Genomic DNA, 13,351 nt, shown 5'->3' with positions numbered 1-13,351 from the left:
GAAAATTTAGAGTCCAATTCAAATTTAATCCCTAGAAAGGACATTTTTCAACTTTCAGTAGCATTAAAAATTATGACCTGGAATGGAATTATGATTTATAATTATAAATCATTTTTAACTAAAAAGTATGCCCGTTATTTGGGCGTAATTAGTCTAATTTTATTAAATCTGAAGTAGTATTAAAAATGAGTCATAGAGCCGAAATAGGTCGAAGAATAAAAAAAATGAGGAATGAAAATAATTATTCTCAAACGCATGTGGCGAACATTTTATTTATTTCCCAGGCCGCCTATTCTCTCATAGAAAACTCCCAAAATGGTATTGTTGTAGATCATATTATTAAGTTAAGTAAGCTATATGATATTTCTACAGATTATATTCTTAAGGGTGATAGTAATTATATTAAAGTCGACAGTACCAACGGTTTTGTACCTTTGATTAGGGCTCATCGCTACAGCGAATTTGTCAACGACTTGAGTGATGATTTTTTTCCAGATCTGGAGGATTGGTTTCGGGTCCCCGGCTTTGATCCCGTGGAAGAGCACAAGCTGTTTGAAGTGAACTCAAATAATATGACTCCAACCATTTTATCTGGTGATATTCTTGTTTGCCAAAATCATAAAAAAATAGATGAAATTCTGGATGGCACCGCAGTATTTGTTGTTACCGGGGATCAAATTTATATGAGGCGATTTAAAAGATCTTCAGAATCTGGCTTTTTCCTCCTGGAAAATGACAATGATTACCCTACTGAGACCAGCGCAAAAATTAATATAGATGATGTGCGGGAATTGATGATTATTAGGGGAAAGATTAGTAGTGGTCTTGTACAATACCATGAAATTTCCGGGAAAGGAAAAATCAATGCATTGGAGAAAGATCTTGAATTATTAAAGAAAGAGCTATTTAGCATGAATAAAAAACTCACGATTCTTAGTTCCAAAAACGACTCTTAGAATTTGAGAAAAGAAGGTTTTTCCCGTTCTTTACAGGGAATAATATAGTCAATGAAAATCTTCAAAAATCAGTGGTCCAACATAATTATTATTGTCATCATCCTGGCAATGATTATTCCGCAGACCAGGAAACCCATTCAGATCTTTGTAAATAAATTAATTTCTTTTGCCCCAGCGGTAAATGATGAGGATGATAGAATTGCGATTGCAGATTACAACTGGATACTGGAGAGCAACCGGGGCCAAAGGACAGAATTTTCAGAATTCAGGAATGAGGTGATTATCGTAAATTTTTGGGCTACCTGGTGCGCGCCCTGTATAGCTGAAATGCCAAGTTTCCAGGACCTGTATATGGATTACGAAGGGAAGGTGAAATTCCTGTTTGTATCTGGAGAGCAGCATCAAACGGTAGAAAATTTCATGAAGCGCAAGAGGTTCGATCTTCCGGCCTATAAAATGCTTACCAGGGCTCCTGAACCTATGGATGGAAGAACTTTGCCAACAACATATGTTATTGCAAAAGATGGTAGTATTGTCGTGGATAAAGTTGGAGCGGCAGACTGGAATAGTGATAGTTTTAGAAATACCCTCGATGAACTCATAGCCGAATAGATCTTAATTCCCCTATTTCTGGATACATTAAGAGAATAATTATATCGATACTGTCCTCCCGGGAGAACTTCAAATACGATTTGATATTTATTTTTTGAAATACTTAAAAGGGACATAAAGCATTCCGAAACATTCGCCATCATCTTTGCCTAAATGCTTATGGTGCGTTTTGTGCGCTCTTCTAATGCCCTTGGCATATTTATTATTTGCGTTCCTGAAGATCTTAAATCTTTGATGTATGAAAATATCATGTACAAAAAAATAAGTGATACCATAAGCCAGGATGCCCAGGCCTATAGGCAGGGCGATCCATACATTTTTGTTGCCCCATAATAAAAAACAACATATGCTAATCAATGCGTAAAAAACAAAGAACAGGTCGTTACGTTCCCACCAGCTACTATGATCTTTTCTATGATGATCTTTATGAAGTTTCCAGAGAAAGCCATGCATGACGTATTTATGGGTAAACCAGGCCATTCCCTCCATCATCAAAAAAGTTCCCAGAAATACTAAGATCCACAACACAATATCCATTTCAGTAAGTATTTAAATAAGGTTCAATCTAAAAGAAATATAAGATTTTGCCAGCAATCCCGCCTTTTGGTAATTAGGTACTCTTACCCGACGTTTTCTAATTTCCAAAGATGGAATTCTTTTTAATTTTTGCAACAATTTATTGTAATAAATATAGGCGGTATAGACACCAAAACGCGCTTCTACAGGAAGTTGTGCTATGCCTTCAAGACCTTTTTTAAAATCTTCTTCAATTTCATTTATTATTTGCTGCTTGTTAGATTCATTAAGTTCGGAGAGGTCTACATTTGGGAAATAACTTCTACTCAGGTCTTCATAATCTGCTTTTAGATCTCTCAGAAAATTTACTTTTTGAAAAGCGCTACCAAGACTCATTGCTGAATCCTTTAGCTCATCATATCTTTTTTGATCTCCATGAACAAAGACCTTTAAGCACATTAATCCAACAACATCGGCGCTGCCATATATATATTGTTTGTATTCATCTATGCTGAGATATTGAGATTTGTGCAGATCCAGGCGCATACTGTCCATAAATGCGGCATATAGATCCTTTTCTATACCATACCTGTGCACTGTTTCCTGAAAAGAATTTAGAATAGGATTAAGAGATATTTTGGCTTCGATAGCCTTATAAAGGTCCTTTTCAAAATCATGGAAAAGCTGCTCTTTATCATAATCGTGAAATGTATCCACTATTTCGTCTGCAAATCTTACGAAACCATAAATATTATAAATATCCTGCCGTATCGAGGGGGCGAGCATTTTTGTAGCAAGAGAAAAAGAGGTGCTGTAGGAATTCGTGGCGATCCGGCTACATGATCTTGATACGATGTCAAAAATAGCTTTCATTTTATTTTATTTCATTTTTTTCTATCAGACCAGCAGCTAATTTACCGGAGATTAAAGAAGGTGGTACTCCCGGACCTGGTACGGTTAACTGTCCGGTAAAATATAAATGCTCCACTTTTTTACTTCTCAATTTTGGTCTTAGAAAGGCTGTTTGTAATAGCGTGTTTGCCATTCCATAAGCATTACCTTTATAAGAATTGTAGGCTTCTTTAAAGTCATTTACACAAAAGGACTCTTTAAATATAATATTGTTTTTGATATTTTGCCCGGTTATCTTTTCAAAACGGTCTAAGATGATATTGAAATAATGCTCCCTGGTAGCTTCGTCATCCTTAAGATCTGGAGCGAGAGGAATTAAGAAAATTCCGGCTTCCTTACCTTCAGGAGCGCAGGTTTCATCTGTTATGGATGGGAAGCTGGCATAGAATAATGGGTTGTCTGGCCATTTTGGATCATCATATATATCTTTTGCATGCTCTTCAAAATCACTGTCAAAAAACAAGGTGTGATGGGAAACGTTTTTTAATTTCCTGTCAAATCCCACGTAAAACAATAGGGAAGAAGGAGCGAATGTCTTTTTTTTCCAGTAATTTTCTGAATACTGTCTTAGCTTTTCAGGGAGTAACTGTTCAGAATGGTGATAATCTGCACCGGAAAGCACAATATCTGCAAAATGATCCTTACCATTTACCACTAAACCTTTGGCTTTCCCTTTTTCGGTAATTATCCTGTCCACAGAAGCATTAAGATGAAAAATCACCCCCAGCGATTCTGCAAGGTCTTTCATGCCTTCTATGACCTTATACATACCTCCTTTAGGATGCCAGGTTCCCAGTCCGAAATCGGCATAATTCATAAAGCTGTAAAATGCCGGGGTATCACTTGGCTTTGCTCCCAGGAAGAGAACTGGAAATTCCAGGATCTTTCTTAGTTTCTTATTGGTAAATTCTTTTCTTACTTCGCTACTTATATTGGTGAAAAACCTCCCCATCCTGGTAGCGGTTTCAGGTGTTATAAGTTCCATAGGTGAAATTCCAGGACGATAGACCAGGTCTTTGATCGCAATATCATAATTGTCCCTCGCCTTAGTGATAAATTTTTCCAGCTTTTGGGAGCTACCGGCTTCCTCATTTTCGAAACTCTGGTAAATTTCATTGAGACTGCCGGGAATTAAAATTGAATCATTTTCATCAAAATAGACCTGATAAGCGGGATCCAGTTTTTCGAGTTGGTAATAATCTGAAGTTTTTCGGTTAAAGTCTGCGAAGAATTTTTCAAAAACATCTGGCATCCAATACCAGGTTGGGCCTATATCGAAAGTAAATCCATCCTTTTTAAATTGTCTGGCGCGGCCACCTACGCTAGTATTCTTCTCAAAAACATTAACCTCATATCCTGCCTGGGCTAAATAACAAGAAGCGGCAAGGGAGGAAAATCCGGAACCGATTATATTGATTTTTTTGGGCATTTTATAGGGCTATAACGTATTTATAAAATCGATCACGGAAACAGGAATCTTTATATTCGGCTTCAAAGTGGATTGTTCTATCTCCTTGGTTCGCTGGCCAAAAAGAAGAAGCTGATGGTCTTTTTCCACGCATAGTTTTTCCTGGAAATCATCGATGAATTCCTGAATATCGGTATTGACAGGTGAAATTGTAAGATAACTCACAAAGACAAGGTTTTTATGGATCTTCATCAGGTAATCCATATTATCCAGGGGTAGGCTGGGACCAAGATATATCGCATTTTTACCTGCATTCAATAATTCAAAGTTCAGGTACAATATCCCAATATCGTGGATCTCATTTTCGGGTAGGAATAAAACATACAATTCTGGATCTTCCCCGGTTTTCAGTTCTGTTCGCAGGTCGGCTATGTTCAGGTAGATCTTCTGCTTTATTAATTCAATGATGAAATGTTCATGAATAGGTTTGATGGTATCGGTTTGCCATAATAAACCGATCTCGTCTAATAGGGGAATGAATACATCATGAAATACTTCTCTGAAATTCCTTTTTTCCCGAAGCTTATTATAAGTCTTTTCGAAGAGGCGATCATCGAAGTTCATCATGGCCAGCTTAAATGCGTTTTTAGCCCGGTTCTCTTCGCTTGATGAAGCAGATATCCTTCTTACAAGTTTATTTATCTCATCGTCTTCCATTTTAGAGATACGCGAGATCTTATACCCGTGGCTGTTCAGAAAAGAAATATTCAGCAACTTCTGGAGATTTTCACCATTATAAGTTCTGATGTTAGTATCTGTTCGTTCCGGGTTAAGAATGTCATAACGTTTTTCCCAGATTCTGATCGTGTGTGCCTTGATACCACTAAGGTGTTCGAGGTCTTTAATACTGAAATTTTGCTTTATATGTTCCATGATTTCTTGTAGGGATTAAACAAATCTAAACAAAAATCACGTGTAACCGGATTATTAAAATGTTAAATTGTTTAATTGTAGGATAAAATAATTAAACAAAATTAATAATTTAAGGGTAAGATACTGGGAATCAAACACCTGAGTGAAGACAAAAATAACATTGTCTAAAGTCTTAAGAAACGTAATGGAATATAAAAAAAGGAAAGTAGTGTAGTACCCGGAGCGGGACTTGAACCCGCACGCCCTAATGGACACATGGCCCTCAACCATGCCTGTCTACCAATTCCAGCACCCGGGTGAAAATATGGAAAAAAACTTCCATAGGCTGGTAAAAATAAAACCGGAAGATACCGGTAAGAACTTAAAAGTGATCTGGCTGGGGCTCGAACCCAGGACCCTCTCCTTAAAAGGGAGATGCTCTACCAACTGAGCTACCAGATCTTAAAACAAAATATAATCTAGAACTTAAAAGTGATCTGGCTGGGGCTCGAACCCAGGACCCTCTCCTTAAAAGGGAGATGCTCTACCAACTGAGCTACCAGATCAATAAAAAACATCCGTCTTTTTGCGAATGCGGGTGCAAATATACACTCATTAATTTATTTTTCAAGGCTTATTTGCTATAATTTTATCATAGTTTTGCCTTTAACTCATTTTAAGCAGTTTAAGGCATGAAAATTTTTCTTCTAGGTTATATGGGATCCGGAAAATCGTTTCTGGGTGAGCAGCTTTCCGCAGAGATGAACATGAAATTTATAGATCTGGATGAACTAATAGTAAGAAATGAAGGAACTTCTATTTCTGAAATTTTTCAGAAAAAGGGTGAAGTATACTTTAGAAGAGTAGAAAGAAAAACTTTGGAGGATCTTATAGAACTTGATGAGGACGTTATTGTGGCCCTTGGTGGTGGTACTCCCTGTTACGGAAATAACATGCAGTTAATAAAGGATTCCAGGGAAACAACTTCAGTTTATCTTAAATTAAATATAAATACACTTACAGACAGGTTATTGCAGGAAAAAGATCACCGTCCTATGATTAGCCATTTAAAGGACAGAGATCAACTGCTGGAATTCATTGGGAAACATTTGTTTGAAAGGAACTTTTATTACAATCAGAGTGATTACACCATCGATTGCAGTGAAAAATCAGCAAAGAGCATTATCGGGGAAATTCAGCAGCAATTAAAATAATTCTACCCTGTCTTTACCTTCTTCAAAAGTTACCTTTACTGTTTCGCTAAGGGATGTAGACAATGATATGCCCTTAAAATCGGCTTTGACCGGGTATTTCTTATGGTTTCTGTCCACAAGTACGGCGGTCTTGAAATGTTTTAGTGGTACTTTCAAAAAATGCCGAACCCCATAAATGAGTGTTGTGCCCGAGTTAAGCACATCATCAACCAGAATAATTGCTTTATTCTCATATTGAGCCGGTTCCAGTGAGGTCGTAATTGTTCCCAGAGGATCCTTCTTGTTTATTACCACTTCACAAAGCTTTGTTTTGATAGGGGAAATCTTCTTTAATTCCTTATCCAGTTTTTGCGCCAGGATAAAACCATTTTTAGCAATGCCAGCAATGATTATTTCTTGCTCTTCCACATTGCTTTCATAGATCTGGTAGGCGATTCTCCTGATCTTATGTTTTATTTCTTCCTGGTTTAAAATTGGAGGATGATGTTTCATTTTTTAATTTTTCTGAATTTAAAAAATAATTCATTTCCCTTTCTTGGCGGGATGGAATTATAACAGCTTTCAAGTATATCTATCCTGAAGTAGGGGCTAAAATACGCCAAATATTCTTCTTTATTTCCACCGAAAGGAGGACCATCTTGGCTTAAATCAAAATTGAAAAACACTCCGGCCAGTATGCCACCTTCATCGAGGAGCTGAAATGCCTGGCGGGCATAATCTTCTCTTTTATCAACTGGTATGGCACAGAAAAATGTTTGCTCCAGGATCAGGTCAAAATAACCCTCGAGGTCGAAAAAATCCTGATGGAGAATTTGTTCCCGGGGAAAATCAGGATTTCTTTGCCTGAAGTGTTCCAGAGGTTCTGCAGCCAGATCACATATGAAGACATTCCTGAAACCCTGTTTGAAAAGATACTCGGCTTCATAAGAGTTTCCGGCGCCGGGGATGAGAATTATCAGATTTTTATTCTTTAACTGGTCAATATAATCTTTAAGGGGTGTTGAAATGTAGCCAATATCCCATCCCGTATTTTTATCTTTATACCGCCGGGACCAGAATTTTTCATTCATCTTCTTTTTCCTTTGGTTTTTTAATCTCGTCGGCAGTAGTTTCGAACCAGTCATCAATATCCCTGCGGTCTTTCTTGGTAGGCCGGCCGGTACCCTTTTTTCGGTAATAATCCTTGGAATATTTTAAAAGTTCCAGATTTTCAAATGCCTCTTTTGGTGTTACATCCAAAACATATAAGTTGACCAGTTTAGCGCCAACACGGCTTTTGGGGATATCAAGAACTTCCAGCTCATAGTTTATCTGGTTTTTTCTTACCCTTAATTTATCTCCGGGAAACACTTCTTTTGAAGGTTTCATGATCTCTTCTCCAAGCCTTACTTTTCCTTGTTTACAGGCATTGGTGGCCAGGCTTCTGGTTTTAAAATATCGAACACACCACAAAAACTTATCAACTCTCATAATTTGACCTCTAAATCAGCGTTCATATTAAAGCAAAAATACAAGATTATTGTATCTTGCGGCTCCAAAATAGAATTCTGATGAGATTAAACAAAATAATGATGATTAGCCTGTCGGCGTTCTTCATTTTTTCATGTAATAACGATGATGATACACCAGAGCCTATTCCGCCTAGAGACAGAGGGGAGCAGGCCATTGAAGATGACCAGGCCCTAATTGAATATCTTTCTACCCACTTTTATAACTACGAAGAATTTGAAGATCCTTCTGAGGATTTCAACTATGTTGTAACGTTTGATACCATTGCGGGAGAGAATCAGGATAAGGATCCTATTATAGATTCAGATAAGCTTATCACGAAAACCGTGAACTTTCAGGGGGTAGATCAGCAATTATATGTTTTGGTAGAACGTGAAGGAGCCGGGGAAAAACCATCTTTTGCAGATTCCACCCTGGTTGCCTATCAGGGAGAACTTCTAAGCGGAACCGTTTTTGACAGCAGGTTAAAAATTCCTACCTGGTTTAATTTAACCTCATATGTGCAGGCCGGTCCTAATGGTAATAATATTGTTCCGGGACCTGTGGAAGGATTTTCTGAAGGTCTGGAAGAGTTTCGTGCAGCTTCCGGTTTTACTGTAAATTCTGATAATACGATAGAATGGAATAATGATTATGGGGTTGGAGCTATATTTATGCCTTCTGGTCTTGCTTATTTCAATGCGCCGCAAAGAACTATCCCGGCATACTCTCCAATTATATTTTCTATTAATATGTTCCGCGTAAATGAAGCAGACCATGACCGGGATGGTGTAGCCTCTATTATGGAGGATATTGATGGTGACGGGAACCTGTTTAACGACGATACAGATGGAGATGGTCTGCCAAATTTTTCTGACGCAGACGACGATGGTGATGGCAGGTTAACTAAAGATGAACTTGGAGATAAAAATGAAGATGGAGTTCCAGATTATTTAGATCCGGATATTTTCGAATAGAATCCTTTTAAAATATAAAAACCGGAAAGCACTGCTTTCCGGTTTTTTTTATATCTGATTTTCGATAATTATTTCCCGCCTATGGACTGCAGGTCATCAATACAGGCCTGGTCGAGATCTGGTACGTCTGAACCTTCGATCACATTAATAACCCCGCTTCCAAATTCTATTGCGGCTCTCATCAGGCATCCATCGGTAACACAGTGCCCCTGGTTATCCGGATCTTCATGATTGGATACCGGAACGGTGCCCAGATCCACAAGACCAAATAAGTGGCCAAATTCGTGGGTGAGGGTAGACGCTTCTATAGTGGCCCTGTCTGGAGTTCCGTTTCGGCTGGCAAAATCCATGATTACCTTTTCATAAATAATGATGGAGGTATTTCTAAATGCTGAACCAAGTGTTACAAGATTTTGCTCCGGATTCTCTTTTTCACCATCGGCAAAGTAGATCCATACAGCTATTTCATCACCTGCATTGTATGCGGTTCTGGTATCCCTCTCTACCTTAGTAATGTCAGCTTCAGAAAATGGAGAACTACCTGAGGATTCCACAGATCTTAAAGTGACAGAGATCCCATCAGGTTTAAACGTTCTGGCGGCGAGGAAATTTTTCAAGATATTGATCGCTTCATCAGTAGGTCGAAAACCTTCCACATAGACAATCTCTATATTCATTGAGGTGAATTTCATATCGCTGAGAAGGTCTGATCCTGATGAACCTGTTAACCTGAGGTTACCAGATCTGTCTATACCATCACCAGTTTCAGAAGGGCTATCTGAGGTACATGAAAAGATGAGTGAAGTAAAAGCGAGAAAAAGTACTATTCTTTTTAATCTGTTCATATTGAATTTAAATGAATGTTGCAAAAATAGGAAAAATAGTAAGTAATATGGTATTTTTTGAGTTCTGAAATCATTTGCAAATAAAGAGTTTACAGGATAAATTATCTAACGTTTAGGCTGGCTAAAAAATCATGATTTTCTCCTTGAGCAATTATTCTGCAATCAAAACCATGTTCATTCGCTTTTTTGATTAACAGTTCCTGACCGATAAATAACCAGTCAAAATGATCTGAATTGAGACCTTTATAACTTAACTGGTAACTTAACTCGCCATAATAGGAGTCTGTATTTACATCGTCATCATCAAAAAGGAAAATAAGGTCTGAAGAATCCAGTAATATTTTACCTCCTGCATTTAGAAGAGTCTTTGCCTGTGCAAAGAACTGCGGCAGATTATCCAGTGTCCCAATGATGCCGCTACCATTCATAAGCATTAAAATGCAGTCATAGGTTTGCTTCTCTATCTTAAAAAAGTCTTCGCAAAAAGCATTTCTGACTCCTCTTTCTCTGGCGATCTCTATCGCTCCGGGAGAAGTGTCTATGGCTTTTACATCTAAATTTTTAATGTTTTGCAAATAGAGAGCATGACTTCCTGCTCCACAGCCTACATCCAGAACCTTACCTTCACAACTTTGCAGCGCGATCTGCTCAATTTGGGGCATTTCGTCAAATTCCCTGAAAAGATAATCGATGGGGATAATATCATCATCAAAATCTGGTGAATGTACCGTGATATCTGTTTGATCATTTTCTTTATAAAATGCTTTGATGGCTGCGCCGAATATATCCTTATTTTTGTCCAATGGAAGAAATTCTTAAAAGGTTACCTGAAAAGGCCAAAGATAAGAAGAAGGAAAATAGAAAGTTCTTTTCTAAACTTAAGAAAAGACCGCCAAAGGATCTGGATAGCCTTATGGTTGAATTGCATGAAGATGAATTTTCCAGAACAGATTGTCTTACCTGCGCTAATTGCTGTAAGACTACCGGCCCACTTTTTACTCAGAAGGATATTGAAAGGATAAGTAAACATTTCAGGATGAAGCCGGGTGATTTTATAGATACTTACCTGAGGCTTGATGAAGAAAATGATTACGTACTGCAGCAGGTTCCTTGTCCTTTTTTAGGAACAGATAATTATTGTTCAATTTATGAAAAAAGGCCCAAGGCCTGCCGGGAATATCCTCATACAGACCGTAAGGATTTTCATAAGATCTCTGGTATAACTATCAGGAATACCGCTGTATGCCCTGCAGCTTACAATATTGTGGAGGAAATGAAAAAAAGATTGAAAACTAACTTTTAGGTCTAAAAAATTTTGTTTTTATTTAACAAAATTTATAACCGTGAAGAAACTTTTCCTCCTCCTTTTCTTATCGACTCCCAATCTTTACGCGACCAATTGGTATACAGACCTGGTGACCGCGCAGAAAGTTGCGATAGCCAGCAATAAATTGATCCTTGTTGATTTCTGGGCGAATTGGTGTGGTCCCTGCAAGAAAATGGACCGGGATGTTTGGAGTGAAGAAGAGGTAAAGGATGTCCTTGCTAATTATGTCCCGCTAAGGGTAGATTTTGATACGCAAAGGCAGTTAGTGAATGAATATGGTGTTCGTGGAATTCCCTACGTTGTCATTATGGATGCTAATGGCAAGGTGCTGCACAATAATCTTGGTTATACAGATAAAATGCAAACGCTGCGCATTCTGGAAAAGTATCGACTTAATACCTCTTTTATGCAACTTGAAACTGCTTATTTCAACCGGCAGCCAAGTTATTCCACTGCTTTGAGACTTGCTCAGAAATATCTCGATTTCAGCCTTTACCTGGAAGACCCCGAGGTTAGGCATACTGTATTAGCACTCGCGAAGGAATATCTATCAGAAACAGAAGATCTGCTGGACTCAAAACAGTCTAATTATAATATGATGGAACAAAAGATAAAACTCCTGGAAGCAAATGTGGACCTGTATGAGGGGAATTATCGGAAGGTGGGAAGATTCCTTGAAAAAAAGATCGATGAAGAAGATCTAAGAAAGTATAACTGGGGTATCTACTGTTTTTTGAATTACTGTTTGTTCAAAGAGGAAGGTGATGAAGAAAATATTCAAAAATGGAAAAATGAAATGAACCAGCTCAAAAACCCCGAGGTATACTGGACCAGGTATTCCAAACTTGTCGCTTCAAAAGATTAAATAAGAACCTGAATATGAAAAATAGAATGCCAGAGCATCGCAATGATTAGGCTTTCTATTTTTTCGATTAAACTAATTATAGCTGGTAAAGCAGATATTTTTTTCTCATTAGATCATAACTAGATAAATCCTCTTTCCAGCTATCCCGGATTTGGTTCAAGGACCAGCCACTTTCAATTTGCGCCTGAAGTTTTTTAGTCCCGGCAAGTTTTGTAAAAAATGAATTAAAAAACTCCTTTTTATTAGAGGTATGCTCATAAGCCTCAATTAGCCATTCCAGGTTTAAAGCCGATAAATATTCTGAATTGGTCAGGTCCCTTCCGAAACATTTATTTCCTAAATGCTTGGGATTGGTAGCCCCATCTTTAGATTGCGGGGTATAGCTGAAGTCATAATAGTTTTGGTTCAGGTATGGTGAACCGAATACCTGAAATTGCTTATCTGTGCCTCTGCCGGCATTCACATTAGTACCTTCAAAAAAACATAAACTGGGATAAAGATTTATGGCTTTTTCATTGGGAAGGTTGGGAGAAGGTTTTCTAGGTAAAGAATACGATTTTGTATGATCGTAATTCTTTAGGGCTATAATATTTAATTCAGCTTTAATTCCATCTTTAAGCCAGTTTTCACCATTGATCATTTGAGCATATTCTGCGATGGTCATCCCGTGAACCACAGGTACCGGATGCATCCCAACGAAACTTGAATGTTCCTTTTTCAAAAGAGGTCCATCAATATAATGCCCGTTAGGATTGGGTCTGTCCAGAATAATAAGCGGGATGTTGTTTTCTGCAGCCGCTTCCATTATATAATGCAGCGTAGATATATACGTATAAAACCGAGCTCCTACATCCTGTATGTCGAAAATGAGAATATCTATTCCTTGCAGGGTTTCTGCCGATGGTTTTTTATTACTACCATATAATGAAACAACCGGCAATCCGGTTTTTGTATCGATCCCGTCTTTTACAATTTCGCCTGCATCTGCAGTACCGCGAAAACCGTGTTCCGGAGCAAAGACTTTTTTGATATTGATGTTTAGGCTTAATAAGGAATCTACCAGATGCGTGTAATCTCCTTTTCGGGTTTTTATGATCGAGGTCTGGTTTCCAATGATCGCTACTTTTTTATTTTTTAGCAAGGGAAGATATTCCCGGGTCCTGTTCGCCCCTAAAATGATTTCTGAATTTGATTGAAGGGTATCTGTGGACGCCACGCTATTTTCTGAATTGTTCAGAGTTTCATGGTTTGTGTTTCCACAGGAAAGAATTCCGATAAAAGAGAATAAAAATGTACTTTTGAGCAACCTCTTAATCATA

At 37.9% G+C, this 13,351-nt stretch carries 16 protein-coding genes and 3 tRNA genes; 6 read left to right on the top strand and 13 right to left on the bottom strand.

Going from position 1 to position 13,351, the window contains the following annotated elements:
- The first annotated feature begins 185 nt into the window (after window positions 1-185).
- Window positions 186-956, top strand: coding sequence for an XRE family transcriptional regulator (locus FGM01_RS08535; protein WP_208012719.1), 771 nt, complete (start codon window positions 186-188; stop codon window positions 954-956).
- Between the two features lie 51 nt (window positions 957-1,007).
- On the top strand, window positions 1,008-1,568 hold the full coding sequence (locus FGM01_RS08530) for a TlpA family protein disulfide reductase (RefSeq protein ID WP_143410753.1): 561 nt from the start codon (window positions 1,008-1,010) through the stop codon (window positions 1,566-1,568).
- A gap of 87 nt (window positions 1,569-1,655) precedes the next feature.
- Here FGM01_RS08530 and FGM01_RS08525 read toward each other — a convergent pair whose 3' ends face one another.
- The 7 genes from FGM01_RS08525 to FGM01_RS08495 form a co-directional block, all read right to left on the bottom strand.
- A complete protein-coding gene (locus FGM01_RS08525; RefSeq protein ID WP_143410752.1) occupies window positions 1,656-2,105 on the bottom strand; it encodes a sterol desaturase family protein in 450 nt (149 codons plus the stop codon).
- 12 nt (window positions 2,106-2,117) lie between these two features.
- Window positions 2,118-2,957, bottom strand: coding sequence for a phytoene/squalene synthase family protein (locus tag FGM01_RS08520; RefSeq protein ID WP_143410751.1), 840 nt, complete (start codon window positions 2,955-2,957; stop codon window positions 2,118-2,120).
- Window position 2,958: 1 nt separating this feature from the next.
- A complete protein-coding gene (locus FGM01_RS08515) occupies window positions 2,959-4,425 on the bottom strand; it encodes a phytoene desaturase family protein (protein WP_143410750.1) in 1,467 nt (488 codons plus the stop codon).
- 9 nt (window positions 4,426-4,434) lie between these two features.
- Window positions 4,435-5,337, bottom strand: a complete 903-nt coding sequence (locus FGM01_RS08510; RefSeq protein WP_143410749.1) for a MerR family transcriptional regulator — start codon at window positions 5,335-5,337, stop codon at window positions 4,435-4,437.
- Between the two features lie 214 nt (window positions 5,338-5,551).
- Window positions 5,552-5,635 (bottom strand) — tRNA-Leu (locus FGM01_RS08505).
- A gap of 70 nt (window positions 5,636-5,705) precedes the next feature.
- A tRNA-Lys gene (locus FGM01_RS08500) sits at window positions 5,706-5,778 on the bottom strand.
- Window positions 5,779-5,809: 31 nt separating this feature from the next.
- Window positions 5,810-5,882: transfer RNA gene (locus FGM01_RS08495), tRNA-Lys, on the bottom strand.
- Between the two features lie 126 nt (window positions 5,883-6,008).
- Here FGM01_RS08495 and FGM01_RS08490 point away from each other — a divergent pair.
- Complete coding sequence (locus tag FGM01_RS08490) at window positions 6,009-6,530, top strand: shikimate kinase (protein ID WP_143410748.1); 522 nt, start codon at window positions 6,009-6,011, stop codon at window positions 6,528-6,530.
- Here FGM01_RS08490 and FGM01_RS08485 read toward each other — a convergent pair.
- Genes FGM01_RS08485 through FGM01_RS08475 form a run of 3 tightly spaced genes read right to left on the bottom strand, consistent with a single transcriptional unit; the run spans window position 6,522 to window position 8,000 of the window.
- Window positions 6,522-7,022 carry a phosphoribosyltransferase family protein gene (locus tag FGM01_RS08485; protein ID WP_143410747.1) on the bottom strand — a complete coding sequence of 167 codons (501 nt, stop codon included), beginning with the start codon at window positions 7,020-7,022 and terminating at the stop codon, window positions 6,522-6,524. The genes FGM01_RS08490 and FGM01_RS08485 overlap by 9 nt on opposite strands.
- Window positions 7,019-7,600, bottom strand: coding sequence for a methyltransferase domain-containing protein (locus FGM01_RS08480; protein ID WP_143410746.1), 582 nt, complete (start codon window positions 7,598-7,600; stop codon window positions 7,019-7,021). Before FGM01_RS08480 ends, FGM01_RS08485 begins: the two co-directional genes overlap by 4 nt.
- The gene (locus FGM01_RS08475) at window positions 7,593-8,000 is read right to left on the bottom strand and encodes an RNA-binding S4 domain-containing protein (RefSeq protein WP_143410745.1); all 408 of its coding nucleotides are present in this window, start codon (window positions 7,998-8,000) and stop codon (window positions 7,593-7,595) included. Before FGM01_RS08475 ends, FGM01_RS08480 begins: the two co-directional genes overlap by 8 nt.
- Before the next feature lie 80 nt (window positions 8,001-8,080).
- On the opposite strand from FGM01_RS08475, the gene FGM01_RS08470 reads away from it, so the two are divergent.
- Window positions 8,081-8,995 (top strand): FKBP-type peptidyl-prolyl cis-trans isomerase, encoded by a 915-nt coding sequence (locus FGM01_RS08470; protein ID WP_143410744.1) that lies wholly within the window; start codon window positions 8,081-8,083, stop codon window positions 8,993-8,995.
- Between the two features lie 68 nt (window positions 8,996-9,063).
- Here FGM01_RS08470 and FGM01_RS08465 read toward each other — a convergent pair whose 3' ends face one another.
- Window positions 9,064-9,840: a zinc metalloprotease gene (locus tag FGM01_RS08465; RefSeq protein ID WP_143410743.1), complete on the bottom strand. Its 777-nt coding sequence runs from the start codon at window positions 9,838-9,840 to the stop codon at window positions 9,064-9,066.
- A gap of 101 nt (window positions 9,841-9,941) precedes the next feature.
- Complete coding sequence (locus tag FGM01_RS08460) at window positions 9,942-10,643, bottom strand: class I SAM-dependent methyltransferase (protein ID WP_143410742.1); 702 nt, start codon at window positions 10,641-10,643, stop codon at window positions 9,942-9,944.
- On the opposite strand from FGM01_RS08460, the gene FGM01_RS08455 reads away from it, so the two are divergent.
- Both FGM01_RS08455 and FGM01_RS08450 read left to right on the top strand, forming a co-directional pair.
- Window positions 10,643-11,143: a YkgJ family cysteine cluster protein gene (locus tag FGM01_RS08455; protein ID WP_143410741.1), complete on the top strand. Its 501-nt coding sequence runs from the start codon at window positions 10,643-10,645 to the stop codon at window positions 11,141-11,143. The two genes, FGM01_RS08460 and FGM01_RS08455, sit on opposite strands and share 1 nt — an antisense overlap.
- 40 nt (window positions 11,144-11,183) lie before the next feature.
- A complete protein-coding gene (locus FGM01_RS08450) occupies window positions 11,184-12,032 on the top strand; it encodes a thioredoxin family protein (RefSeq protein ID WP_166435204.1) in 849 nt (282 codons plus the stop codon).
- Between the two features lie 76 nt (window positions 12,033-12,108).
- Here FGM01_RS08450 and FGM01_RS08445 read toward each other — a convergent pair whose 3' ends face one another.
- On the bottom strand, window positions 12,109-13,350 hold the full coding sequence (locus FGM01_RS08445) for an exo-beta-N-acetylmuramidase NamZ family protein (RefSeq protein ID WP_143410739.1): 1,242 nt from the start codon (window positions 13,348-13,350) through the stop codon (window positions 12,109-12,111).
- Window position 13,351: the final 1 nt, after the last annotated feature.

Origin of the sequence: Christiangramia sabulilitoris (assembly GCF_007050985.1) — a bacterium.
In the GTDB taxonomy this organism is placed as follows: Bacteria; Bacteroidota; Bacteroidia; order Flavobacteriales; family Flavobacteriaceae; genus Christiangramia; species Christiangramia sabulilitoris.
This window is presented reverse-complemented; position numbering and strand designations above follow the sequence as displayed.

Bases quoted from the DNA above. Each gene is read 5' to 3' on its own strand.
- FGM01_RS08535 (WP_208012719.1), top strand. From the start codon at position 186: ATGAGTCATAGAGCCGAAATAGGTCGAAGAATAAAAAAAATGAGGAAT.
- FGM01_RS08530 (WP_143410753.1), top strand. From the start codon at position 1,008: ATGAAAATCTTCAAAAATCAGTGGTCCAACATAATTATTATTGTCATC.
- FGM01_RS08525 (WP_143410752.1), bottom strand. From the start codon at position 2,105: ATGGATATTGTGTTGTGGATCTTAGTATTTCTGGGAACTTTTTTGATG.
- FGM01_RS08520 (WP_143410751.1), bottom strand. From the start codon at position 2,957: ATGAAAGCTATTTTTGACATCGTATCAAGATCATGTAGCCGGATCGCC.
- FGM01_RS08515 (WP_143410750.1), bottom strand. From the start codon at position 4,425: ATGCCCAAAAAAATCAATATAATCGGTTCCGGATTTTCCTCCCTTGCC.
- FGM01_RS08510 (WP_143410749.1), bottom strand. From the start codon at position 5,337: ATGGAACATATAAAGCAAAATTTCAGTATTAAAGACCTCGAACACCTT.
- FGM01_RS08490 (WP_143410748.1), top strand. From the start codon at position 6,009: ATGAAAATTTTTCTTCTAGGTTATATGGGATCCGGAAAATCGTTTCTG.
- FGM01_RS08485 (WP_143410747.1), bottom strand. From the start codon at position 7,022: ATGAAACATCATCCTCCAATTTTAAACCAGGAAGAAATAAAACATAAG.
- FGM01_RS08480 (WP_143410746.1), bottom strand. From the start codon at position 7,600: ATGAATGAAAAATTCTGGTCCCGGCGGTATAAAGATAAAAATACGGGA.
- FGM01_RS08475 (WP_143410745.1), bottom strand. From the start codon at position 8,000: ATGAGAGTTGATAAGTTTTTGTGGTGTGTTCGATATTTTAAAACCAGA.
- FGM01_RS08470 (WP_143410744.1), top strand. From the start codon at position 8,081: ATGAGATTAAACAAAATAATGATGATTAGCCTGTCGGCGTTCTTCATT.
- FGM01_RS08465 (WP_143410743.1), bottom strand. From the start codon at position 9,840: ATGAACAGATTAAAAAGAATAGTACTTTTTCTCGCTTTTACTTCACTC.
- FGM01_RS08455 (WP_143410741.1), top strand. From the start codon at position 10,643: ATGGAAGAAATTCTTAAAAGGTTACCTGAAAAGGCCAAAGATAAGAAG.
- FGM01_RS08445 (WP_143410739.1), bottom strand. From the start codon at position 13,350: ATGATTAAGAGGTTGCTCAAAAGTACATTTTTATTCTCTTTTATCGGA.